General features: G+C 40.3%; 22 protein-coding genes, 1 rRNA gene and 1 pseudogene. 4 read left to right on the top strand and 20 right to left on the bottom strand.

Going from position 1 to position 25,160, the window contains the following annotated elements:
* Positions 1-25: 25 nt before the first annotated feature.
* Positions 26-988 (top strand): NAD(P)H-dependent flavin oxidoreductase, encoded by a 963-nt coding sequence (locus ACFFHF_RS23895; protein ID WP_377059219.1) that lies wholly within the window; start codon positions 26-28, stop codon positions 986-988.
* Between the two features lie 854 nt (positions 989-1,842).
* On the opposite strand, the gene ACFFHF_RS23890 is transcribed toward ACFFHF_RS23895, so the two are convergent.
* The 17 genes and pseudogenes from ACFFHF_RS23890 to ACFFHF_RS23810 form a co-directional block, all read right to left on the bottom strand.
* On the bottom strand, positions 1,843-4,260 hold the full coding sequence (locus ACFFHF_RS23890; protein WP_377059218.1) for a heavy metal translocating P-type ATPase: 2,418 nt from the start codon (positions 4,258-4,260) through the stop codon (positions 1,843-1,845).
* A 97-nt stretch (positions 4,261-4,357) separates the two neighbouring features.
* A complete protein-coding gene (gene copZ / locus ACFFHF_RS23885; protein WP_377059216.1) occupies positions 4,358-4,564 on the bottom strand; it encodes a copper chaperone CopZ in 207 nt (68 codons plus the stop codon).
* A gap of 13 nt (positions 4,565-4,577) precedes the next feature.
* Positions 4,578-4,910 carry a metal-sensitive transcriptional regulator gene (locus ACFFHF_RS23880; RefSeq protein ID WP_377059214.1) on the bottom strand — a complete coding sequence of 111 codons (333 nt, stop codon included), beginning with the start codon at positions 4,908-4,910 and terminating at the stop codon, positions 4,578-4,580.
* A gap of 126 nt (positions 4,911-5,036) precedes the next feature.
* A pseudogene (locus ACFFHF_RS23875) lies at positions 5,037-7,176 on the bottom strand (heavy metal translocating P-type ATPase).
* Positions 7,169-7,537 carry an ArsR/SmtB family transcription factor gene (locus ACFFHF_RS23870; protein ID WP_160546315.1) on the bottom strand — a complete coding sequence of 123 codons (369 nt, stop codon included), beginning with the start codon at positions 7,535-7,537 and terminating at the stop codon, positions 7,169-7,171. Before ACFFHF_RS23870 ends, ACFFHF_RS23875 begins: the two are co-directional and overlap by 8 nt.
* A 122-nt stretch (positions 7,538-7,659) precedes the next feature.
* Positions 7,660-8,979 (bottom strand): MFS transporter, encoded by a 1,320-nt coding sequence (locus ACFFHF_RS23865; RefSeq protein WP_377059212.1) that lies wholly within the window; start codon positions 8,977-8,979, stop codon positions 7,660-7,662.
* A 179-nt stretch (positions 8,980-9,158) separates the two neighbouring features.
* The gene (locus tag ACFFHF_RS23860) at positions 9,159-10,409 is read right to left on the bottom strand and encodes a sugar efflux transporter (protein ID WP_377059211.1); all 1,251 of its coding nucleotides are present in this window, start codon (positions 10,407-10,409) and stop codon (positions 9,159-9,161) included.
* 38 nt (positions 10,410-10,447) lie between these two features.
* Positions 10,448-11,410, bottom strand: a complete 963-nt coding sequence (locus ACFFHF_RS23855) for a 2-hydroxyacid dehydrogenase (RefSeq protein ID WP_377059210.1) — start codon at positions 11,408-11,410, stop codon at positions 10,448-10,450.
* 22 nt (positions 11,411-11,432) lie between these two features.
* A complete protein-coding gene (locus tag ACFFHF_RS23850; protein WP_160549561.1) occupies positions 11,433-12,152 on the bottom strand; it encodes a UTRA domain-containing protein in 720 nt (239 codons plus the stop codon).
* Positions 12,153-12,404: 252 nt separating this feature from the next.
* Complete coding sequence (locus ACFFHF_RS23845; RefSeq protein ID WP_340905333.1) at positions 12,405-13,604, bottom strand: MFS transporter; 1,200 nt, start codon at positions 13,602-13,604, stop codon at positions 12,405-12,407.
* A 194-nt stretch (positions 13,605-13,798) separates the two neighbouring features.
* Positions 13,799-15,244 carry an N-acetylglucosamine-specific PTS transporter subunit IIBC gene (gene nagE / locus ACFFHF_RS23840; protein ID WP_340906345.1) on the bottom strand — a complete coding sequence of 482 codons (1,446 nt, stop codon included), beginning with the start codon at positions 15,242-15,244 and terminating at the stop codon, positions 13,799-13,801.
* 33 nt (positions 15,245-15,277) lie between these two features.
* Complete coding sequence (locus tag ACFFHF_RS23835) at positions 15,278-16,027, bottom strand: SIS domain-containing protein (RefSeq protein WP_377059209.1); 750 nt, start codon at positions 16,025-16,027, stop codon at positions 15,278-15,280.
* An 18-nt stretch (positions 16,028-16,045) separates the two neighbouring features.
* Complete coding sequence (locus tag ACFFHF_RS23830) at positions 16,046-16,768, bottom strand: GntR family transcriptional regulator (RefSeq protein WP_377059208.1); 723 nt, start codon at positions 16,766-16,768, stop codon at positions 16,046-16,048.
* Positions 16,761-17,510: a glucosamine-6-phosphate deaminase gene (gene nagB, locus ACFFHF_RS23825; protein WP_377059301.1), complete on the bottom strand. Its 750-nt coding sequence runs from the start codon at positions 17,508-17,510 to the stop codon at positions 16,761-16,763. Before nagB ends, ACFFHF_RS23830 begins: the two co-directional genes overlap by 8 nt.
* 3 nt (positions 17,511-17,513) lie before the next feature.
* Positions 17,514-18,704, bottom strand: a complete 1,191-nt coding sequence (nagA, locus tag ACFFHF_RS23820) for an N-acetylglucosamine-6-phosphate deacetylase (RefSeq protein ID WP_377059207.1) — start codon at positions 18,702-18,704, stop codon at positions 17,514-17,516.
* Between the two features lie 152 nt (positions 18,705-18,856).
* Positions 18,857-19,459, bottom strand: coding sequence for a YczE/YyaS/YitT family protein (locus ACFFHF_RS23815; protein WP_160549554.1), 603 nt, complete (start codon positions 19,457-19,459; stop codon positions 18,857-18,859).
* Positions 19,460-19,579: 120 nt separating this feature from the next.
* Positions 19,580-20,908, bottom strand: coding sequence for a 6-phospho-beta-glucosidase (locus ACFFHF_RS23810; RefSeq protein ID WP_160549553.1), 1,329 nt, complete (start codon positions 20,906-20,908; stop codon positions 19,580-19,582).
* Positions 20,909-21,104: 196 nt separating this feature from the next.
* On the opposite strand from ACFFHF_RS23810, the gene ACFFHF_RS23805 reads away from it, so the two are divergent.
* Positions 21,105-21,860 (top strand): MurR/RpiR family transcriptional regulator, encoded by a 756-nt coding sequence (locus ACFFHF_RS23805; RefSeq protein WP_160549552.1) that lies wholly within the window; start codon positions 21,105-21,107, stop codon positions 21,858-21,860.
* Between the two features lie 139 nt (positions 21,861-21,999).
* Entirely contained in the window at positions 22,000-22,893 is an 894-nt protein-coding gene (locus ACFFHF_RS23800; protein ID WP_160549551.1) for an AraC family transcriptional regulator, read from the top strand.
* Positions 22,894-22,949: 56 nt separating this feature from the next.
* Here the strand turns inward: ACFFHF_RS23800 and ACFFHF_RS23795 are convergent, their stop codons facing one another.
* Both ACFFHF_RS23795 and ACFFHF_RS23790 read right to left on the bottom strand, forming a co-directional pair.
* A complete protein-coding gene (locus ACFFHF_RS23795; protein ID WP_377059206.1) occupies positions 22,950-23,303 on the bottom strand; it encodes a hypothetical protein in 354 nt (117 codons plus the stop codon).
* 62 nt (positions 23,304-23,365) lie between these two features.
* Positions 23,366-23,740: a hypothetical protein gene (locus ACFFHF_RS23790; protein WP_160549550.1), complete on the bottom strand. Its 375-nt coding sequence runs from the start codon at positions 23,738-23,740 to the stop codon at positions 23,366-23,368.
* A gap of 280 nt (positions 23,741-24,020) precedes the next feature.
* On the opposite strand from ACFFHF_RS23790, the gene ACFFHF_RS23785 reads away from it, so the two are divergent.
* The gene (locus ACFFHF_RS23785) at positions 24,021-24,977 is read left to right on the top strand and encodes a calcium/sodium antiporter (RefSeq protein ID WP_377059300.1); all 957 of its coding nucleotides are present in this window, start codon (positions 24,021-24,023) and stop codon (positions 24,975-24,977) included.
* 60 nt (positions 24,978-25,037) lie between these two features.
* Here ACFFHF_RS23785 and rrf read toward each other — a convergent pair.
* Positions 25,038-25,153: ribosomal RNA gene (gene rrf / locus ACFFHF_RS23780) — 5S ribosomal RNA — on the bottom strand.
* Positions 25,154-25,160 lie beyond the last annotated feature (7 nt).

Below are 25,160 nucleotides of genomic sequence, written 5' to 3'. Positions count from 1 at the left end.
AGATTAAAAGAAATGGGTGATGATCATGAATTTTCCTCAGTTAAAAATTGGACATATGCTTCCGAAAGCTCCCATCATACAAGGTGGCATGGGTGTAGGCATTTCCCTTAGCAAGCTTGCCTCTGCTGTTGCAAATGCAGGTGGAATTGGCATAATTTCGGGCACAGGGATTTCCGTTGAAGAAATGAGAAACCATATTCGTCAAGCTAAAGCGCTTGTGAAAAAGGATGCAGGATATATTGGTGTTAATGTGTTATTTGCAATGAATGACTTTGCTGAGAAAATGAAGGCGGCACTTGAAGAAAAGGTCGATTTTATTATTTCAGGTGCAGGGATTTCACGGGATATGTATGCATGGGGTAAGAAAGCGGGTATTCCCGTTCTTTCAATTGTGTCTTCTGCGAAGCTAGCGAAAATGTCGGAGCGCCTTGGTGCTGCCGCAGTCGTGGTTGAAGGACATGAAGCGGGTGGCCACCTCGGGACCGAACGTCCATTATTTGAGATTCTTCCTGAAGTGGTGGAGGCCGTATCGATTCCGGTTATTGCAGCGGGAGGAATCATGACAGGAGCAGACATTGCTAAAGCGATCAGCATGGGAGCTTCTGGAGTACAAATGGGAACTCGGTTTGTTGCGAGCGAGGAATGTGATGCCCCACTTTCCTTTAAACAGAAATACGTCGAAGCGACGAAGGAAGATACACTGCTCGTTAAAACAACAGTTGGTCTTCACGGTCGTGCGATTGCTAATCACTTTACAGACTTAATCACAACTTCTGAAAAGCTAAAAATTACGAAATGCCTGGATTGCTTGAAAAATTGCTCGTATAGATTTTGTACCCTTGACTCCCTTTTAAAATCAATGGCTGGCGATGTCGAAAATGGTCTTGTGTTTGCAGGAGCCAGAGTTCATGAAATTAAAGAGATACTTCCTGTGAAAAAAATCTTTGAAAATCTAACAAACGAGTATCGTGTAGCCATCAGTAAATAAAAAACTAAGAGGGTTAGCTCAAGTGGTTAACCCTCTTAGTTTTTTTGTTCTACTTATCTGTCTTGAGGGGATGGGTTTTGGTAGCTGGCTTTTGTTAATAGCTTTGATAGATAGGGTTGGTTGCCACTGGGACCATTTTTTTTGGTTAGAGGGAAACAAACAGTCACTTTGGTTACCGTTGGCTTTTGATTTCTGCGTGCACGGGAATCTAACTGCCTCTTTAGTTACCGCTGGCTTGTGATTTCTGCGTGCACGGGAATCTAACTGCCTCTTTAGTTACCGCTAGCTTGTGATTTCTGCGTTCACGGGAATCTAACTGCCTCTTTGGTTACCGCTGGCTTGTGTTTTCTGCGTTCACGGGAATCTAACTGCCTCTTTAGTTACCGCTAGCTTGTGTTTTCTGCGTTCATGGGAATCTAACTGCTTCTTTGGTTACCGTTGGCTTGTGATTTCTGCTTTCACGGGAATCTAACTGCCTCTTTGGTTACCGCTGGCTTGTGATTTCTACGTTCATGGGAATCTAACTGCCTCTTTGGTTACCGCTAGCTTGTGATTTCTGCGTTTACGGGAATCAAACTGCCTCTTTGGTTACCGCTAGCTTGTGATTTCTGCGTTCATGGGAATCAAACCTAGACTCCACTATTTATATTTTTTATAACAGATGCTCTCCCTTTTTCATGCTTCAGAGGTCATAACATTCACTTTATAACTTCTCCCCTTCCTTTTCCTTAGCCTCACACGTCATAAAAGTTACTTTATGACCTGAGGACCCTCTTTTTCATTCCACAAAGTGTCATAAGTACCAAACCAATTAAAAATGCCCCGACCGTTGTCGGAGCACACACTCTTTATTTTTAAAGCTTCATTCGCTGTAACCGTAATGCATTTAACACAACTGAAACGGAGCTGAAGGCCATGGCTGCTCCAGCAAGCCATGGAGCTAAGAAGCCCAGTGCGGCAATCGGAATGCCTAATGTGTTGTAGGCGAATGCCCAAAATAGATTTTGCTTAATATTTGTGATCGTCTTTTTACTCATAAAAATGGCGTCTGCTATGCTGTTTAAGTCACCTCTGATGAGCGTAATGTCCGCAGCCTCCATCGCCACATCGGTACCTGTTCCAATCGCCATACCAATATCAGCAATTGCCAAAGCTGGAGCATCATTGATTCCATCACCAACCATCGCCACTTTCTTTCCAGCTTCCTGCAGCTTTTTCACTTCCTCAGCCTTTCCTTCTGGAAGCACTTCGGCAATGACGCGATCCACTCCTGCTTCTTTTGCGATTGCTTGAGCCGTTTGCTCATTGTCACCAGTAATCATGATGACTTCAAGTCCCATATCCTTCAAGCGTGCAATGGCTGAACGTGACGTTTCTTTAATTGTATCAGCAACGGCAACGATACCAGCAAAAGCACCATCAACCGCTACTAGCATCGCGGTTTTCCCTTCTTTCTCAAAAAAGACCATCTTTTCGAGAGCGGATTCTGATACATCAATTTCGTATTTCTTCATCAAACGGCGTGTACCGACTAACACATTTTTTTCAGCCACCATGGCCTTAATTCCGAAACCAGGTATTGCTTCAAATTGTGACACATCGACGAGCGCACTTCCTTTTTCCTTAATTCCTTCCACAATCGCTTGCGCAAGAGGGTGCTCAGATTGCTTCTCAGCCGAACCGACCAAAGATAAGAATTCGTCTTCATTCATGGTAGTTACTACATCCGTTAATACCGGCTTTCCATTGGTAATCGTACCTGTTTTATCAAGAATGACCGTTTGAATACGGTGCGTCATTTCTAAGTGCTCTCCGCCTTTAAAAAGAATACCGTATTCTGCTGCACGACCAGATCCTGCCATGATTGAAGTTGGTGTGGCGAGACCAAGCGCACAAGGACAAGCGATCACTAACACGGCAATTAACTTTTCTAATGCTTCTGGGAAGTCCCCTGGTGCGACCCAGAAAAACCAAACAAGGAAGGTTAGAACGGCAATACCGACTACGATAGGGACAAAAATGCCTGAAATCGAATCCGCCAAGCGTTGAATCGGCGCTTTTGATCCTTGCGCTTCTTCTACCACCTTAATAATTTGCGCAAGAGCTGTGTCCTTCCCGACTTTCGTTGCTTGCACCTTTAAGAATCCATTTTTATTCAGAGTGGCTCCAATAACCAGATCACCAACTGTTTTATCAACTGGAACACTTTCACCTGTCAGCATGCTCTCATCAAGGGCAGACTGTCCTTCTAAAATAACGCCATCCACTGGAATCTTTTCCCCAGGCTTAACCAGCAACACATCGCCAGCTACTACCTGCTCTAACGGAATTTCTACTTCCGCTCCATCACGAACAACAAGAGCTGTTTTTGCTTGAAGCCCCATGAGCTTTTTAATTGCTTCCGAGGATCGCCCTTTTGCTTTCACTTCAAACAATTTTCCTAATATGATTAATGTGATTAATACCGCACTTGTTTCAAAATACAATCCGACTCCGTGTCCGTTGTGGCCAATCGTTCCAATGGCAAGATACACACTGTAGAAATATGCAGCAGATGTTCCTAGTGCCACGAGCACATCCATGTTCGCACTTTTGTTACGAAGTGCTTTATAGGCACCCACATAAAACTGCTTACCGATGAAAAATTGGACAGGTGTCGCTAATGCCATTTGTACCCATGGATTCATAAACGCTTCGGGAACATATAAAAAGGAGGTAAATGAAAAATGCCCGGCCATTGCCCACAAAAGTGGAAGAGATAAGATTAAAGAGAAGAGAAACTTTCTTTGCTGCTTTTGGATTTCCTGTAAACGATGGTCGACTGATTCCTTTTCATTTTCGTCGGATTTTACAGTTGCCCCGTATCCAAGCTTTTCTATTTTTTGAATCAAATCCGTAACAGACACAGCCGCTGGATTGTATTCAACAGCTGCTTTTTCTAGAGCGAGGTTCACGTTGGCACCGACGACACCGTCAAGTTTGTTTAACCCTTTTTCAATACGTGTGGAACATGCTGCACATGTCATGCCAGTCACATTTAGCTCGGCTTTTTCAGTAATCACGTCATATCCAAGCGCACGAATTTTCTCTTGAATGTTAGCTGGTCCTGTCACAGAGGCATCAAACTTTACCGTCGCTTTTTCGAGAGCTAAATTTACATTGGCATCCGTAACTCCGTCCATTTTTTTCAGACCTTTTTCAATGCGAGTAGAACATGCAGCACAAGTCATACCGGTAATTTGAAATTGGTTTTCTAGTACTTTTTCACTCATATGAAAAACTCCTTATACCTATATAGGGTATGTTTTTTTGAAAAGAGAACGTGCTATTTCTAGCACGCTGTCTTTTTGTCTAGCTCCGCTTTTCTATTTACTTTACATCATAACCTTGATCATCAATTGTTTCTTTGATTGTATCCAATGATACTTTGTCAGCATCAAATTCTACAGCAACGGATTTATTTTCTAAATTAACCTTTACAGCTGCTACTCCTGCTAATTCCCCAACACTACCTTCTACTGCTTTTACGCAGTGTCCACATGACATACCTTCTACTTGTAATGTAACTTTCTCCATGACTAACAACTCCTTATTTTTTCATTAATTTTTGAATGGTAACCAATACTTCATCTAAAACTTCCATGTCGCCTTCTTGTAGTCGATCTACGACACAGCCCTTTAGATGGCCCTCAAGCAATATTTTCGCAACACTATTTAAAGCCGATTGAGTGGCGGAGATTTGTGTAATAACATCATCACAATAGGTGTCTTTTTCAATTAATCCCTTAATCCCTCGAATTTGACCTTCAATGCGATTTAGTCGTGTGACAAGATTGCTTTTCACTTTATCTGAATGGTGACTTTTTCGATCACTGCTATGGCAGATTTCCTCTTCATTTAGCAAAGAATCATCTTGATTCATATGACTCCCTCCTTTTATGAGCTTATAATAGCATACCCCTGTATAGTATGTAAATAAAGAACAAAAGAAATATATGGATAATTTTTGAACAAGATTCTATAAGAAAAGGCTCCCCAAAAGGAAGCCCTATGATTCATCTTTTACCCGCAGCAATCGAAGGCTATTCAGCGTCACAATTAGCGTGGCTCCCATATCCGCAAAGATAGCAATCCATAATGTGAGCCAACCTGGGACCACAAGTAATAACGCCAATAGCTTGATACCAAGTGAAAAGGTGATATTCTGTTTAATGATAGTTAATGCCTTTCTACTTAACTTCACCGTGAATGGAAGCTTTCTCAAATCATCAGCCATAAGCGCAATATCCGCTGTTTCTAGGGCCGTATCAGTACCTGCTCCTCCCATCGCAATGCCAACGGAGGAAGCTGCTAAGGCCGGTGCATCATTTACACCATCACCAACCATAGCTACCCGCTGATAAGTAGCACGCAATTCTTTAATAAAAGAGAGCTTTTCTTGAGGAAGAAGATTGGCTTTTACCTCGTTTACTCCTGCCTTTTGTCCAATTGCCTTTGCCGTACCTTCATTATCTCCTGTAAGCATAATAGTCTTTTGCAGTCCGAGTGAGTGAAGCTGTTGTACCACGTATTTTGTTTCTTCTCGAATCTCATCGGCCACTGCCACTAGTGCTAGGAACTGTTGGGATGAACAAACAGCCATCACCGTTTTTCCTTGTTCCTCGAGCACAGTAATTTTCTCACGATAAACTGTTGCCAAGCCATCCTCCAACTGTTCATGAATAAAACTTGGACTTCCTACATAGTAGTTCGTTCCAGCAATTTTTCCAACGATCCCTTTTCCCGTGACAGATGTAAAATCCTCCAGTTCTAAATGGTCGTAATTCATTTCCCATTGTTCAGCCTTTTTTAAAATAGCCGTGGCAAGTGGATGCTGAGAGACCTTTTCTAGTGCTGCTATAATGGCAAAAGTCTCGTTGGCAGGAATATTCGGAGCGGTTTGATAGTCGGTGACGACCGGGATGCCCTTAGTTAACGTGCCGGTTTTATCAAACGCAATCGCCTTTATGGCTCCCATTTCTTCTAAATGAATACCACCTTTGATTAAAACGCCTCTTTTTGCTGCATTTCCAATGGCTGTTACGATAGCAACAGGTGTGGAAATAACTAAAGCACATGGACAACCAACCACTAACACAGCCAAACCTTGATATACCCACTCATTCCACTCAGCGCCGAACAATAACGGCGGGACAACTGCAACTCCAAGAGCGAATAACATAATGATAGGTGTGTAATACTTTGCAAAGCGGTCAACAAATGCCTGTGATGGAGCTCTTTCCGCTTGCGCTTCTTCAACCAAGTGGATGATTTTCGCAATCGTCGTATCTTCCACATGCTTTGTTACCTTTACCTCAAGAAAACCTTCTTCATTTAGGGTCCCGGCGTAAACTTCATCGTTCACTCCCTTTGCAACAGGTACAGATTCCCCGGTAATGGCTGCCTGATTGATGGATGACAGGCCTTTTACGATGATCCCATCCATCGCTAATTTTTGTCCAGGCTTTACAAGTAGAACATCATTCATTTGGATGTCTTCTACATTAACAATCATTTCTTTCGTGCCACGCCGTATCATAGCTTCTTTTGGAGCAATATCCATCAGTGAGCGAATCGATTGGCGAGCTTTATCCATCGAGTACGATTCAAGCACTTCACTAATCGCAAACAAGATCACAACTGTTGCCCCTTCGCCCCATTCACCGATAATGGCAGCTCCAATAACAGCTATGGTCATGAGTGTTTTCATATCAAACTCAAGGCGGAAGAGATTTTTGAATCCTGTCTGGAACAGGCGGTAACCTCCTAAGATCATGGACGATGCATAAGCTGCCATCGATGCAAAGGATTCTTCCCCACGGACCTCACCCATGGCCCATCCTATAAGCAAAAGCACAAAGGATGCAAGAACCATTGCATACTTTTGAAAAAACGGCACCTTCACTTCTTGAATACGAGCCTTTTCGGCTTGAACCTTAATACCGTCAAATGCTCCAGCTTTTTCAATTTCTTCTATCGTTGCTTCACCAAACACAGTTAGTTTGGCAGCACCAAAGTTTATATTCGCATCAAAAACACCATCCAGGTGCTTTACGTTCGTTTCGAACTTTTTGGCACAGCTGGGCTCAAGAAAGCCCTTGAACGCGGTACACTTGCTTACTATTCGTCAATCCAGTTGAATTATCCACGTAATGCCACCTCCTTTTGATGAGTAAAGGCAATGTTAACGAGTTGTTTGACATGCTCATCGTCTAAGGAATAGTAAACCAGCTTTCCTTCTTTTCGGTAGGTGGCAAGACCCAGGTTTCGAAGGAGACGGAGATGATGCGAAGCAGTAGCTACGGTGCAACCAACAATATTAGCCACATCGCATACGCAAAGCTCCTCTTCCACACTTAGCGAATAAGCAATTTTTACACGCGTGTCATCCGCTAATGCTTTAAAAAGCTTAGAGACCTCCATCGTGTTTTGCATATTAAGCTCATTTTTTACTTTTGTAACCTTCTCCTCATCAAAACAGGTGACCTCACATACATCCTCTTTCGCCATTACACTTCCCCATTTCATTCAAACGTTCTTTTGAATATTATAACATATGAAATTCAAATGGTAGTTGTGACAAAGATAGAAATAATGATAAAAAGAGGACAATTTCGTTGTCCCCTCACCTATTAATCCGTCGTAGGTTTTTTTCGGAAAAAGATTTCAGGTTCAAAGCGGTGTAGCGGATGGGTTCGATTCTGCGCTGGTTCTGCTGAAATCCTAGGAGCCTCCTCCGGCCTTCTCGGATCCTTTGCTGCCCTTGTTAAAGACTCGGTTAACGGTCCCCACCTTTTTAACATCATCACTAGAAAAAAGATAACAAGTCCGGCAATCGCAAAGACGATCGAAGGAAAGGCATTGTTTACACCACCTACATCCAACAGGCGCCCACCTATTGTTTTTCCTCCTGCTTCCCCCAATCCATACACCACATTTGATAACGCAAAAAATAAACTGATGAGCTCTGGTTTGGAAAGCTGAGAAATCGTACTATCTACCGTGGGCAAAATCATCATTTCCCCAATCACAAAGATGGCTCCACTAACAATAAATAGGACAAACCCATTTGAGAAAAATAACATGGATATCCCTGCCGAAACAAATAGTACGCCCACTCCTAATGCCGAGATCGGATTCATTTTTGTAATAAACCGCTTGGTGATCAAGCCTTGCAGGGTGATAACGATAAAACTGTTGACCGTCCAAATTAAAGAGATATTTTTCGGATTATCTAGTACCACCGTTGCCCGTAGTGGCAGTGCAAGTGAGAACTGTGCATAAAGTGCCCATATCAGAACGGTCACCACACTAAAAATGATAAATGGCCGATGCTTTAACGCTTCCCCATATGCTCCTAATGGCAGTGATGGACAAGGGATGTCGCCGCAGTTTTTCGGAAGTAAGACCCAACTCACTAAAGCCAGCCCTACATAAATAGCAGCTGCGATAAAAAAGATGGTTCTTGAGGCTTCAGCTAAAAGGAAAAAAATCACAAATCCACTGGTACCTGTCCCTACATTGGCCGCAATCCCACGAAGAGAAAAGGCAGTTGTTTGGTTTCCACTTGAAGAAGCGAATGCTGCAATCGCTGCCTTCGTGGAGGGAGCATTCAATCCATTTCCAAGACCCATGATAGCTGCCGAACCAAGAAGAAACAGGTAATCGGAAAATATGCCAAAGCACATCACTCCACCTGCCGTAATCAAGGCACCCAAGCCGATGATAAAACGTCTCCCTATTCGATCCGCAAGTACTCCTCCTGTAATACTTCCAAATTGAAAAGTAATCGCTATCGTTGCTAAGATTGTCCCAATTTGTACCAAGGTTAGTTCTGTTTCAGTGGTTAGTATAATAGGAAGCATTGGCATCACAAGATAGGACCCTAAGTGGGCAAGCAATACTCCTAACAGAAGAATTTGCAACGGACGATCAAGTTTTCTGTATTCCATTAATCCCACTTTGAATACACCCTTCCAGCGTTCAACGTTTCTTTCCCTACTTTTCCCCATTACATTCTATTTATGAAAAAAGCCTGCTGCCCCGATCGTTAGGATGGGTGCAACAGGCTTTCAGGCATTAACTTTTTCAGATTTCTTCTATTCGTTCTCTTTTAAATTAACATTATTTTTTATAAACCTGGTGCATTTGTTTGTGCTGTAGTTTGAATTCTTCTTTCTTTTCCATAAAGAACGATAAATACACATGCCAAGCCTGCAGAAAGAGTATAGACCGCAATCATATGGTCATAATTGATGAACTCTGAAATAAGACCGAACAACAAATACCCTACCGTAGATCCAATCTGTGTCGTGTTCATGTAAAGAGTCGTTGCCGTACCCGGTGCTTCTGGCATAAAATCCTGAAAATACGAAATAGCAATCCCAGACGTAATGGAAACCTGTGCGGCACTTAAGATTTGCAAGGGATAGATTTGCCAAGGCTCGGTAACAAAATTAAATAAGAGAAAATACGTAAAGGCAGTAACAAATCCAATTTTCACAAGCAGTGCAACATCCATCCTTGTAGCTAGTAAACCAAGCCCAATCATCATTGGAACCTCAAAAATCGGTGGCACACTAAAAATCAAACCAACATCCATTTCCGTTCCATGAAGTACCTTCGTAACAAATTGAGGCACATTTAACATATGAATAGAAGTAGCGGTCGAAAGCAATAGTGCCGCAGCTAGATTGGCAAAAATATGCGGTTTGATGATCGATTTTTTTACTGACAATGCCTCTTGATTCACAATCTTCTGTTTTGATACTTCCTTTAATAAAAACAAAACGGTTAGAAAGGCAAGCAAGTACCCTGCAGCTACGAATAAAAACAGCCCCTTGAAGTCAACCAATATTAAGAGCCATGCCCCGAGAGCAGGTCCCACCGTCCAAGCCAAGGCAAAAAACATTCGAAAGATATTCATAATAAACGGAGTATCCTCCGCTGGGATAGCAGCCTCTTTTAAAGCATCTCTTGCATATGCCCATAATTGAGGAACAGCAGCTGCTGATGCCCCTAATAGAAAGAAGGCGGTTACAGACAAAGCAAAATAATTTCGTAAGTAAGCAAATAATATATACCCAATCACTCCAGCGAAGGTTGTGAGGATCAGCAAGTATCTCCGACTAAGCTTTGTATCTGATAACTTTGCCAATGAACTGCTGATGGTTACCCCACCTAACGCCAGCACGGTCATAAAAATACCAAATGCTGCGTTACTCATTCCGACTTCATCAATTCCGAAAAGAGATGAGTAAGGAATAAAGAAGGAGGTTGAAAAACCAAGGATGGTGTTAATTAAGAATAGGACTTTTAAGGATGGAATTCTCCAAATAAATAAAACCTTTTCCTTTGTTGCCGTAATCACATTTTTTTTCATATCATCAATCCTTCTGTTGGACTATGAAGCTATAACTTTTATACAACTACATGCTTCGGTGTTTGATTATTTAATGCTAATAATAAATTATCTGTTGCTAGATGGGCCATTTGAAGTCGTGTTTTGATGCTCGCGCTCCCTATATGAGGAAGAGTCACTACATTTGGCAATGTTAATAACGGATGATTCAGCGCAACGGGTTCTTCCTCAAATACATCCAATCCAGCAGCCCAAATCTGACCTGACTGTAAAGCACTATACAAGGCATCCTCATTTACAATTCCACCGCGTGCAGTATTGATTAAAATGGCATTGCTTTTCATTAAAGCTAATTCTTTTGCTCCAATTAAATTCTTTGTATCTGGAGTATAAGGAGTCATGATACATACATAATCAGATTCCTTTAATAACTGATCCAATTCAACATACGTCATGGAGAAATTTTTTTCTAAGTCCAACTTTCGAGACCGATTATGATAGAGGATTTTCATGTCAAAGCCTTGTGCTCTTTTTAACAAAGCCGCTCCAATTCTCCCCATGCCAATAATACCTATTGTTGCCCCGTACACATCTTGACCAGTCAATTGCATAGGAGACCATGTTTGCCACTCCCCATTACTCAAATACCTCGAGGACTCTATTAATCTACGTGCGGTTGCCATTAATAATGCAAATGTTAAATCAGCGGTTGTTTCTGTTAATACTCCAGGTGTATTAGTAACTGTAATTCCTTTTAACTTTGCTGCTTCAATATCTATATTGTTATAGCCTACCGCCATATTACTGATTACCTTTAATCTTTTCGCCTTTTCCAATAGAGAGTGATCAATACTGTCGGTTAACAAGCAAAATAGACCATCTACTTCCTGTATTTCTTTTTCTAACTCATCTCTTGGTACAGCCATATCTTCTTTCTCCCACATTAGAATCACGCAATGCTCTTCTATCCTTTGAATGATCTCATCAGGGACTTTCCTTGTAATATAAACCGTCGGCTTCAATTTCCGTCTCTCCCTTCCAGAACTATCGTCTAATATTAACGGTTGTAAATTCAAACTTGTCATAACGATGTCTTGAAAACGAGTACTCAAACGGCATTCCGTTATTTAAATAAACGACCTGCTCTACTTCTAAGATGGGATCATCTTCTCGACAATCAAGATGAGTTTGATCCATTTGATTCGGTTTACAAGCTCTTATTTTTTTATGAGTACCCGCAATGGTTAGCTCTAACGTGGTTGTGATGTAGTTATATATGGATGAATGTAATATTTTTTCATTGATTCCTGGGATAATAGTGGTTGGCATATAGGTTTGCTCGATAACGTACGGTTCATTTTCCACAATCCTAAGACGGATAATATCATATATGGGTGTATCTAAATCAATGGAAAGATGAGACGCGATTTCTTGTGTCGGAAACTTCACCTCAAATTGTAATACCTTACTTTTAATCTCTTGCCCTTTTCCTTTTAACAAATGCGACAATCCTAGAGTGTCATTTCCAACAACATTCACTTTATTTTTTTGAATAGCTGACTTAACGATAAATGTCCCGTGACCACGCTTTCTATATAAATAACCTTCCATTACTAAAATATCTAACGCTCTTTTCATCGTCATCCGGCTGCAACCGAACTGTTTAGCTAACGATATCTCATCAGGAATCGGCTGATCGGTTGGATAATATTCATCTAACAGTCTTTTTCTCATTTCATCTGATATTTGTTGATATTTAATCATTCTGTTCACCACCATATCTTCTCTTACATCTTTCAAAGAAAAGATGGCCCATGCGACCACCTTTCCCTCTATCACTATAATTATAAACATATACCGATAAATGTATATACAATTATTCTTAGAAGAAGTACTACTTCATCGTTCACTTATTTCCACTTTCCTAATCACTTTCATTATCTGTTTTAAAACACGAAAAAACTCGCATCACCAACAGGGAAGCGAGTTGAAATCTTAATTTAATACCTCATGGTTTTAAACCTTTTCAGGTGTGCCCAGTTTCGGTTGTTTCGGTGAGCGTTTCACCCAAATCATTGTGGTCATCAATGTGAACAATAATAATATTAACCCTAATACAAATGGATAAATGATATTCACATCATAAAGTAGCCCAGCAAGCGTTGGCCCAAGAATATTCCCGATACTCATATACGCATTGTTCATCCCCATTGCAAAACCTTGTTCATGTCCAGCAAGCTTTGAAATAAGGGTGTTTAACACAGGGCGTAGAATAGATGTTGCTAAGAAAATGATTAAAGTAATACCAAAGAACAGCACATAGCTTGAAGCAAAGATGGATAACAGAAATCCTACTGTAGCAACTCCTAAAAAGATATTTAGGACTTTCTCTTCCCCAAGGTTTACCACCAATCGATCAACAACAAACAATTGAACAATGGTACTGATGATTCCTGTCGCTGTTATCATCAAGGCAATTTCTTGAGGAGTAGCACCGAACTCATTATCAACAAACAATCCTAGTACGGATTCATAAGCCATTAACCCAAAGCTCATTACAAGGGTAATCACTAAAGGAATAAAATAAGGCATTTTCACTGATCGAACAAGCTTCTTCACCATCGACTCATCATCATAATGAACTCCTTCTGCTTGTTCCTGTTGGCTTTCTTTTAAAACAATGATTGAAAATATAACTGCTACTAGCGAAACAATCGCTGAGATTAGGAACGGTACTTTTAATCCGTAATCTGTTAAAAAGCCACCGATCCCCGGTCCAATTACAATTCCAAGTGACATAGCAGCTGAGATCAAACTGTTTCCTTTGGCACGCTGCTCCATCGTTGTAATGTCTGCCACATAAGCAAATATAGCAGGTACAAGGAGGGCTGCCCCAATTCCACCAATTACCCGTGAAAAATATAACCACCAAATGGTGTCAACAGCATAAAAAATAAACATTGATGCCGTTAATCCTACTAGTCCATAAATAATCATTTTTCTTCGACCGTATTGATCCGTCCATTTTCCGGCAATCGGTGAGAAAATAAGCTGTGCTCCAGCAAAAATCGCTATCATTAGACCGGCTGCTGTTCCTCCCTGTCCAATCGATTGCAAATATGCAGGTAAAATCGGGATTATAATACCGAAGCTCCCAATGGCTATAAACATATTAATCATAAGGACAATTAATTTTTTCCTTTGTTCTGCGCTCACGTGCGCACCTCCATCCCCCTGCGAGAAATAGGTAAACCTTTTATCACTCGCCTCAAATACACCTAAGTATACCACCAAACATTCTTTAAGATGTACGATAAAAACCTACTTTACTAAAATTTAACCAAAAAAACTGTAAACATTCGCGCTGTTTACAGTTTTCAAAAGCATATTTATTTAAGTTAGTTTACCAATTACTTGTTCTTACGAATTTTTTCGACCTCATCAGCAACAAACTGCACTTGTGTTCCGACGATGACCTGAATACTGTTTTGCCCAACAATATTGATTCCTGGAATGCCAGTTGATTTGATTTTCGCTTGGTCAACAGCTCCCATATCCTTTACCTCTACGCGGAGACGAGTGACGCAATTGTCTACAGATGTGACGTTAACATCTCCACCTAAGCCTTCATAAATGACAGCTGCCATTTGTGCGAACTTGTCACGACCAGTTGAAGCAGCTTCTCCTGATTCCTCTGTTTCTTCTTCACGACCAGGAGTCATTAAATTGAACTTTTTAATTAGGAAACGGAACAAGAAATAATAAATAACGGCAAATAATAAACCTTGCACAAGAAGCATATATGGTTGGTTAGCGAGTGGCAATCTTGAACTTAATACAAAGTCTACGAAACCTGCACTAAAGCCAAATCCAGCTGTCCAGTGGAAAAATGCTGCCACAGCTAAAGAAATTCCTGTTAACACGGCGTGAACGACATATAACATGGGTGCCACGAACATGAAGGCAAATTCTAACGGTTCTGTTACCCCCGTAAAGAATGAAGCAAATCCTGCCGCAAGCATTAAGGAAGCCACTTGCTTTTTACGAGCCGTTTTTGCTGAATGATACATGGCAAGTGCTGCTGCCGGTAAACCAAACATCATGACAGGGAAGAAACCAGCTTGGTACATACCTGTTGTTCCTTTTGTTCCATTTCCAGACCAGAAGTTACCGATATCGTTAATGCCAGCTACATCAAACCAGAATACAGAATTGAGTGCGTGGTGTAACCCTGTTGGAATTAATAAACGGTTAAAGAATCCATACAACCCTGCTCCGATAAAATCAAGCTTACTGAATGCTGTACCAAATGAAACCAATCCAGTGAATATAACTGGCCATGCAAAGAAAAGAACTAATGATACCACTAACATAGACACAGCCGTCATAATTGGTACGAGACGTTTTCCACTAAAAAAGGCAAGGGCATCTGGCAGCTTTACATGACTAAAACGATTGTATGCGAATGCTGCGACTAACCCTGATAAAATACCAATAAATTGATTGCCAATTTTTCCAAATGCCGCATTTACATCTTCTGGATCAATCCCTTGAAGCATTGCTACAGCGTTCGTTGAAAGTAAGGTGGTAACCACCAAATACGCAACGAGACCACTTAGGGCTGCAGATCCATCTTTATCCTTGGACATTCCTAGGGCAACTCCGACCGCGAAGAGAATCGCCATATTATCAATAATGGATCCTCCTGCTTTAATCAGGAACGCCGCGACTGGACTACCTGCTCCCCAGCCAGATGGATCTATCCAATAACCAATCCCCATCAGAATGGCTGCTGCTGGTAAAACGGCCACAGGAAGCATAAGTGAACGACCAATTTTTTGTAAATACTTCATCACCATTTCGTTTCCCTCCTCTTTCTCCTCAAAAAGTTATTTATATAAGTTTGTTACTAACATAGGGATTCTTTCTTTGTAGCGATCAACTAATTGTTGATTATGGGAACCCGCATTGTTGGCATTATTGCTCAAAAACACGGGTGGCTCTTTTCCCTCTTCAAGCATCAGCTGTATGGTTTCAGCCATGATCGCATTCACGATTGTCATACCGATAATAGAAGAACCGGAGCTAAACCCACTTGCACTCTTAGGATGCTGCAAAAGGGTGTCGCCAATCTCTATGTGATTATCAATAATTAAGTGAGCCATCTCAAACAAGTACTTTCCACTTTCATGCCTAGAAGCTTGTGTTGCCGCATAACGAGGGGAAGTAATTGCAATGACATACGCGCCCCTCTCTCTCGCAATTTCAGCCACTTCAATCGGAACGGGATTTCTTCCAGAAGTAGAAGCCACGATGACGATATCACCTGCTAGAATATTGCTAGAAGAAAGATGCTTATTTGCTAGACCACTCTTTTTTTCTAGATTGGATGATTCAACCGCTCCTTTATGGAGCATCAACTCTTCTATGAGAATCGGGCTGATCGGAGCGAGTCCACCAGCACGGTAAAAGAGCTCTTCTGCGAGCATATGGGAGTGTCCAGAGCCAAATACATGGATGATGCCATCATCTTGAATACATCGAGCAATCTTATGAGCCGCTTCTCTCATTTTTCCCTGTTCCTCATTTTCGACCTCATCGAGTAAGTCTCTCAGTTTTTGAAAATACTCTTTCATCATGTTCTCCCACCTCCCCTTCTATCTCTTCATATCGATCATAAACTTGTAGCGATCGGCACGGTAAGAGGACTTCACCACTTCAATAGGCGTTTCATCTTCAAGGTATGTGTTTCTCTGAATCAGCATAATTGGGGCACCTTCTTTAATGCTTAAAAACTCTGATTCAATTTGATTCGCCACCGATGATTCAATGATTTGTCTTGCATGATCTATTCGAAAGCCTAACGTACCCTCGATATACTCATACAACGATCGATTCACAATCTCTTTTGTGAGGCCCTTTATCTTGTCTACGGATATATAGGTAGTTTCAAGCGCCATTGGCACTTGGTCAGCGAGACGGATTCGTTTAATTTCGTACACAGGACTACTTTCATCAATTGCTAGAGATTTTGCGATACGAACAGGTGCTGGAATGACTTCGAAATTGATAAGCTGACTACCTGGTTCCAAGCCCCTGGCTCTCATATCTTCCGTAAAGCTTGTTAGCCCTTGAAGACCTTGCTCGACTTTCCTTTCTGCTACAAAGGTCCCCTTCCCTTGGAGGCGATATAAGTACCCGTCATTCACTAGCTTTGTGAACGCTTGGCGAACGGTCATTCGACTAATTTGGTAGGTCTCCGCATATTCCCGCTCCGGTGGAAGGGAATCTCCAGGCTTCAAATCCCCTTTTTCAATTTGATCCTTTATCAGCTCCTCCAGCTGATAATAGATAGGAATAGGCGAGTTTTTATTAATCATAAGTAACTTCCTTTTTCTTCAAATTTCCAATGGCCGCTTCATCCGCCATAATAGTGACAGAAGGATGTTGCTTTAAGATAGAAGCTGGAAACTGCTCGGTCAAATCTCCCGTTAATAGCTTCGCTAACGCATCATGCTTATGCTCTCCTGACACTAGTAAAAGAATTTCCTTGCTCTTCATAATCGAAGCAATCCCCATAGTGACGGCCTTTTTCGGCACGTCCTCCATGTTCTCAAAATAAATGGAGTTTGCTTCTCTCGTTGACTCGGCTAGCTCCACCACATGCGTATACGACCCAAAAGAAGCACCCGGTTCGTTAAAACCGATATGACCGTTAGACCCGATTCCCAATAACTGAAGATCAATTCCGCCTTTTTCTAAAATTTGCTCGTCGTAATTTCGACATTCTTGCTCTAGATCTACCGCCGTTCCGTTTGGCACAAAGGTATTTTCCAGATCAATATCAATATGGTTAAAAAAATGATCATTCATATAGAAACGGTAGCTATTTGGATTCTGTCCTGTTAACCCAATATATTCGTCCAAGTTAAAGCTCACAACTTGTTTGTAAGATGTTTTTCCATTCTTATAATCCTCAATCAGCTTTTCATACGTCCCTAGAGGTGTTCCCCCTGTTGCTAATCCAAGCCTAATGTTTGGATTACCTTGAACCTTTTTACTGATATAGCTTGCAGCTAGTTCACACATATGCTCATAGTTTTTTACTTCAATTAGTTTCATCATCTATTCCTTTCTCTGAAATGCAATCGATCCACGACAAACTGTCAATTCCACTTCCAGGTTTCCATCTAAAATAACCAAGTCGGCATCCTTTCCAACAGTAATGCTTCCTTTTCTGTCGTATACGTTTAATTGCTTGGCAGGGTTAATCGATGCCATATGCACAACATCCTCAAGCGTACAATTTGTGTATTTAATCATATTTTTCACAGCACGTTTGGTTTCTAATATACTGCCTGCAAGCGTTCCATCTGAAAGCGTCGCCATTTCATTGTTCACATACACGTCTTGACCACCGAGTTCGTACACGCCATTTTTCAGGCACTTTGCTCTCATCGAATCTGTGATTAAGATTAGACCATCCTTTTTCTTTTGCTGAAATGCAAAACGGACCATTTCTGGGTGAACATGAATACCATCCACAATCAACTCAGCCTTTAACTCTTCTAATAAAAGTGCAGCACCGGCTACACCAGGCTCCCGATGATGCAACCCTCTCATTTGATTAAAAAGATGGGTAACATGAGTGGAACCTGCTTCTACTGCTTGCTTTACTTCTTCAAAGGTTGCATCTGAATGACCAATAGAGGCAATAATATGTTGGTCACTTAAATATTTGATAAGCTCCAATCCACCAGGAAGCTCGGACGCAAGGGTAACAAGCTTTATCGTATCTCTTGAAAGGGTTTGCCATTTTTGAAACAGCTCGGTATTTGGATGCATCATATGTTCCATTGGCTGCGCTCCCGCTTTATCAGGATTCACAAATGGCCCTTCGAGATGGATACCTAGAATCTCTGCTTGGGGTGTTGCTTGATTTTTTCTGATATATTTACCAGCGGCTTCTATGGCACTCTCAATTTTTTCATGAGACTGTGTCATGGTTGTGGCCAAGAAGCTTGTTGTTCCTTCACGTGGAAGAGAATTTGCCATCGTATATAAGGCATCCTCGGTAGCATCCATTACATCTGCACCGTTGGCTCCGTGAATATGCACATCGATAAAGCCAGGCAGAAGATTAAAGTGAGGAGGAAGTTCAATTACTTCAAATCCACTTTCGTCAGGTAGCATCTCGAGTGATCCTACTTCTACTATTTTCTGATTACAAGTCTTAATATAACCGCTTTCAATAATTCCCTGTTCTGAAAAAACTCTCATCCCTTTTAATAAAAGGGGTGAACGAGAAGAACTCATCCTCTCTACCTTCTTTCTTTTGTGACCTTTTTGCATGATTATCATATCACTCTATACATATAGTTGTCTAGACCAATTTTTATGCCAAATAAAAACAGCTGCCGACATAAGAAAGGAGCCCTAAAACATAGTAGGAGCTCCTAGCAATCTAATTATATTTTTTCATAGATGAGAGTTGAGTAGCGCGTACAGATTTGAATGAGTGGCCCAATCATCAACATAATAATCACAGTTCCTAAACCAATCGGACCACCAACAATCCACGCAAAAGCTAAGCCAATCCCCTCTAAAATCGTTCGAGATACATTTAGCGTAATATGAAATCGCTCACTTATAATAAGCATCGTGCCATCATATGGCATGGTTGGAAATTTAGAGGTCAAGTAGATTCCGATTCCAATTCCCGTAAGAACGATTCCAGCTAGGAAGGCACCCCATTGCATGGTCCATACAGCCTCATCAAGTTGGACATTCTTTAAAGTAACACCCATTTGAAAATCAATAATTATTCCCCATAAAAATACCGTAATCACTGATTCAAACTGTATTCGTTTCTTTGCTAAGATGGAATTAAACACTAAATAAAAGGCCTGGATTAGCATAACCCAAATTCCAACGGTAAGGCCTAATTTATTCACAATACCTACAAAAAATGCGTCCCAAGGTCCTGCTCCTACACCTGACTTAATAATTAATCCTACTCCTAAACACGCGATCACTAACCCCATAAAAAAGAAGGATGTTTTCTTGAACATCACTGGTTCCTCCATAACCTACTCTCATCCGTCATTAGCCGATGTAGAAAGAGGTAAATTGATTTTTTCCATAGGAAAAGCTCTGGAACGATATGCCCCAGAGCATTTCATATCGTGCTTTTATGCTTCAACTTTCTTGAAGAATTGTGGTAAATGTTCTTTGTGAGCTTCTAACATTTCATCAACGATTTGCTTAGCAAGCTTATCAGATTGCACAAGCGGGTTAATCGTTAATGCAAGAACGGCTTTCTTGTAGTCTCCTGTTACTGCTGCTTCTGCTGCCACTCTTTCGAAAGACTTGATTTGTTGTACAAGTCCTCTTACTGCTACTGGAAGATCTCCTACAGCGATTGGCTTAGGACCTTCTTTTGTAATGATACAGTTTACTTCTACAGCTGAGTCATCTTCAATGCTAGCGATCGCTCCGTTGTTACGAGTGTTTACTGGTTGGATATCACGCTTGTCATTATAGATTGAGTTTATTAAGTTACAAGCTGCGTCACTGTAGTATGCTCCTCCACGCTTTTCTAATTGTGGTGGCTTGATGTCTAGGTTAGGATCTTTGTAAAGCTCGAATAGATCTTTTTCAAGAGCTTGAACTACTTCTGCACGTGTACCTTCTGCTGCTGCTTTTTCATGTTCTTCTTCAAGCATTTCACCTGTTTTGTAGTAATAACGGTGGTATCCACATGGAATAACCCCTACACCCTTGATGAAGTCAGGCTCCCATGATAGACCTGAAATGTTCTTCATTGTCATTGCATTTTCTGGATCAGCCATTGCTTCAATTACTTGATCCATTACACTTACACCGTCAAGGTATACATTTAGTCCATACACCATGTGGTTTAGACCAGCAAAGTCAACATGTACGCGCTCAGGCTCAACTTTCAATGCTTTTGCAATTCCCATTCTCATACCGATTGGAACATTACATAATCCAACTACTTTTTTAATATTGCTGTGGCGTAGAACAGCTTCTGTTACCATACCAGCTGGATTTGTGAAGTTGATTAACCATGCGTTCGGGCAAAGCTCTTCAATATCCTTACAAATATCAAGGATGATAGGAATCGTACGAAGACCTTTGAATAGTCCACCAGGACCGTTTGTTTCTTGACCAATTACGTTATACTTTAAAGGAATTCTTTCGTCTTTCGCACGAGCGTCAAGTAGACCTACACGGAATTGAGTCGTTACGAAATCTGCACCTTTTAAAGCTTCTCTTCTATCTAGAGTAAGATGAATTTCCATTGGAACACCTGCTTTAGCAACCATACGCTTAGCAAGATTTCCTACGATTTCTAACTTTTCTTTCCCAGCTTCTATATCAACTAACCAAAGTTCTCTAACCGGTAGCTCATCATATCTCTTAATAAATCCTTCGATTAATTCTGGAGTGTAACTTGAACCTCCGCCAATAGTGACGATCTTAATACCTTTACTCATTGTTCATCCTCCTAATAAGTACTGATTAACTAACACCTATTTTAGAGGGGAATTGAACTTTTGGATATAGTTTTGGAAGCGTTTGATTTGTTTCACACGAAAAGGCATTTGTTCCATAAAAATAACACTGTGTTTCTCTCTTAGTGTATAATAATAAAAGTGAAGAAAAGCGGGAACATGTAAGGGAGAGAAGGCTTTGTTTACGAATGAAGTAATTGCAACATTCAACGAACTAGAGATGCTACTTTACAACTACATAACACAAAATAAAGAGAAAGTGGTCTACATGCGAATCCGCGATCTAGCAGATGAAACCCATGTATCCACCTCAACGATCATGCGTTTTTGCAGGAAATTAAATTGCGAAGGGTTTTCCGAGTTTAAAGTAAAACTCAAGCTATTAATTGATGAAAAAAACGAGCCAAGCATAAAAAGCAGCCAGCATGTGTTAGCAGAGTTTTTTGAACGAACGCAAAATGAAAAATTTACTTCGAAATTAGAAGAAGCTGCAGAGGTAATTGCCGAAGCAGATAGTGTTATTTTTATCGGGATAGGTAGTTCAGGGATTCTTGCCGAGTACGGAGCAAGATATTTTTCAAGCTTAGGTAAGTTCTCCATGTATATTAAAGATCCATTTATGCCGATTCACGCAAACTTGAATAATAGTATCACCATTGCCCTTTCTGTTTCAGGTGAAGGGAACTACACCATTTCTCATATCCACCAGTTAAAAGAAAAAGGAAGCAAAATAATAAGCATTACCAACAATCGTCAATCCACAATCGCGAAATTAGCTGATGTGAATATTTCTTATTATGTTTCTGAAGAATTTGTAGATCACTCAAATGTAACAACACAAATTCCCGTAATCTATATATTAGAAGAAACTGCTCGACTCGTATATGAGTTGGGTAGGAAGAAGAACTACAATGAAACCCCTCCTATGCAGTGAATAGGGGTTTAAATACTTAACAGAGAAGACGTTCGGAGGGAAAGCTCTGAGCGTTTTTTCTGTTAAATTAAAGATAGCAAAAAATGTTAAGAATCACTAATTGTGTATTGATATATTAGCTATAGGGAGGTGAAAAGGAATGGATTATGTATTTTGTATCGGAAGAACGCTCGATTACATTGAAGAAAACCTGCAAGAAACGATTGCACTCGAAACATTAGCAGAAATTGCATGCTTTTCTCCTTTTCATTATCATCGGGTATTTCAAGCCCTCGTCGGAGAATCAGTCATGGATTATGTGAGAAAAAGGCGTCTTACATGTGCAGCAGAACGACTTTTCTATTCGGATGCAAAGGTGATTGATATTGCAATGAATGTCGGTTTCCAATACCATGAGTCATTCAATCGGGCTTTTAAAAAGTTCTATGGCGTTTCACCTTATCAATATCGAACCGCCAATGCATTATCTGGTCCCTTACGTGGAAAAGCTTATATCAATAAAATCATCGTCCAAGGAGGACATATTATGGAACCAATGTTACTCACCAAACCTAAATTTCACTTCATTGGATATGAATTGAAAACAAAAAATATTGACGAGCAAAACAATAAAGACATTCCTGAATTTTGGCAGTTGTACCTTCAAGAAAAATTATACAAAAACATTCCAAATCCCCTAAACTGTAAAGAAGAGCTTGGCATCTGCACTGATTTCCTTCCTGAGACAGGTGAGTTTTCGTATTTAATAGGCATGGAAGTAGCAGAAGGAACTCCTGTACCTGAGGGGTTAGTATACAGAAGCTTTCCAGAAATGCAATATGCAGTGTTTACAACGCCGAAATCAGATGATGCAACATTTACCACTTCTATTCAGTCGACATGGAATTACGTGTTCACAGAATGGTTCCCGCAATCTGGTTATGAACATGCTGGGGTTCTAGATTTTGAGTTATATGATGAGAGATGCCATGGAACCGAGAACAAGGTAATGGATATCTATATTCCGGTTAATCAACAGACGGTTAATGCATAAAAAACCGTAGAGACATCCTCTACAGTTCTTATCATTTCATTAAACTAATTAGATAGCTAGAAGACGTTAGGTCCAAACAATCGTAATTGTGAAGCTCCCTTTTTACGAACCTGTTCACGGGGATTTGAATGATCATTTAAGTTTTTTCTTTTCTTACTGCCACCAGTAAGCTCCTCCAATTTTTTTACTGCTGTTTCAAATTCTATTTGGGACAGTTGTTTTGTTGCAAGAAGGGAACATAATACGGCGTAAGCAATTGGCCTTGTATCTACCTCAATATTCACATGTACATCGACATCTGAATTACCACTATGTCCAATGCTAGCCTGATTACTATCTAAATCGGAACTCCCATTATTACGAAACTGGTAGACATTCTTCTTGCTATTCCGTTCCGGATTTTCAATCATTGTCTACCCTCCTTTGTAAAAATAGACAAGATTGGCGTTTCCAATCTTGTCGTATTTTACAATTAATCTTGTTCTACATCCTGTTCAACATCTTGATTGTTGTCTTGATCTTGATCTTGATCTTGTTCTGAATCTGCATTCGCTCTAGAACGTGAGCGAACACGCGCATTAGAATCAGAGTCAACGTCAATGTTCAGATCAATTCTTGCATTTCCTGAATTATTGATTTTAGCAATGTTCGTATTTTTATCAACATTTTGTACATCATTTTCGTTTTGTACATCTGTTCTTAATTCATTATCGATGTCAGAATCAAATTCTACATTTGAATTAGATCTGCTTTCGCTGTCAGAACGACTTTTACTTTTACTGTTACTATTCGCCCCCCTGTTTTCTTCATTGTTTCTCCCACGGCCTGGAAACCAAACATTACCCATTACAAATTCCTCCTTATAGTTTTCTCATGATTAATATATTAATTAATCTCAAAGTTGCATGGACAAGCATCATAGGACAAGCGTGGAAAAAAACTGATTTGAAGTATTTTTTGTTTAATAATTAGATAAATAAGTTGAGATGGAGGATAAACAGAGCCAGAACTACCCAACATTATCATGTGTTTACATCTGGTACCTTTTTTCTAGACATCTAATTGAGTAATACTAAATTTATGTAATATACTATTCTTATATCTATTTTAAAAAGAGGGTGAAAAGGATAACGTATCTATTATTAATTATCGGTTTTGCATTATTGATCAAAGGGGCAGACTTCTTTGTTGATGGTGCATCAAAAATCGCACAGGCACTTCACGTTTCTCCTTTATTAATTGGTCTAACTATTGTCGCATTTGGAACAAGCTCACCGGAAGCGACCGTGAGTATTGTTGCAGCCCTTGAGGAAAATGCTGGAGTGGCTATTGGGAACGTAGTCGGAAGTAATATTTTCAACATTACTTTTGTTGTAGGCTTAACCGCACTTTTGTCTCCATTAAAAGTTGAAAGTGAAACCATTCGGAAAGAAATTCCCTTTACTTTATTAGCAAGTACTTCCCTTTTAATCTTAATAAGTGATATCAGTCTTCAATCGTTAAGCTCTAATTTTATTACAAGAGGGGACGGATTTATCTTCTTACTTTTCTTCGCTATCTTCTTGTACTATATCTTTGAGGTGGCTAGACATAGTCGAGATAGAATAAAGCAAGAAAGTGCAGCAGTTGAGGAACCTTCTTGGGGAAAGAACATTTTATTTACACTCGGAGGACTAGCAGCCATTATTTTTGGTGGTGATTTAACCGTTAACAGTTCAACTAAAATTGCTTACTCCTTTGGGATGAGTGAAACATTAGTTGGATTAACTATCGTTGCAGTTGGAACATCATTACCGGAACTTATTACTTCTGTAACAGCAGCCTTAAAAAAACAAAGCGAAATTGCACTTGGAAACATTGTTGGAAGTAATATCTTTAACATCCTATTTGTTCTCGGAGCTGCATCAGTTATTTCTCCGTTAGCAGTTGATCCCAAAATCGTTGTTGATGTAGTACTTATGATTATCTTAACAATAGTACTTCTTATTTTCTCTAGGTCAAACTCACAAATTGGAAAAATCGAAGGAATCATTCTAGCTGCTGCTTATATCATATATATGATTTTTATCATTTTAAGGAATTAAATAAATATTCTTATATATGACAAAAAAGAGTAGTCATTTAACTACTCTTTTTTGTCAGGTGCCTGGCGACGTCCTACTCTCACAGAGGGAAACCCTCAACTACCATTGGCGCTGAAAAGCTTAACTTCCGTGTTCGGTATGGGAACGGGTGTGACCTTTTCGCTATCGCCACCAGACTATAAA

Source organism: Robertmurraya beringensis, from assembly GCF_042433785.1.
Taxonomy (GTDB): Bacteria; Bacillota; Bacilli; order Bacillales; family Cytobacillaceae; genus Robertmurraya_A; species Robertmurraya_A beringensis.
The sequence above is the reverse complement of the archived record's forward strand: the minus strand, read 5'-3'. Positions and strand labels throughout refer to the sequence as shown.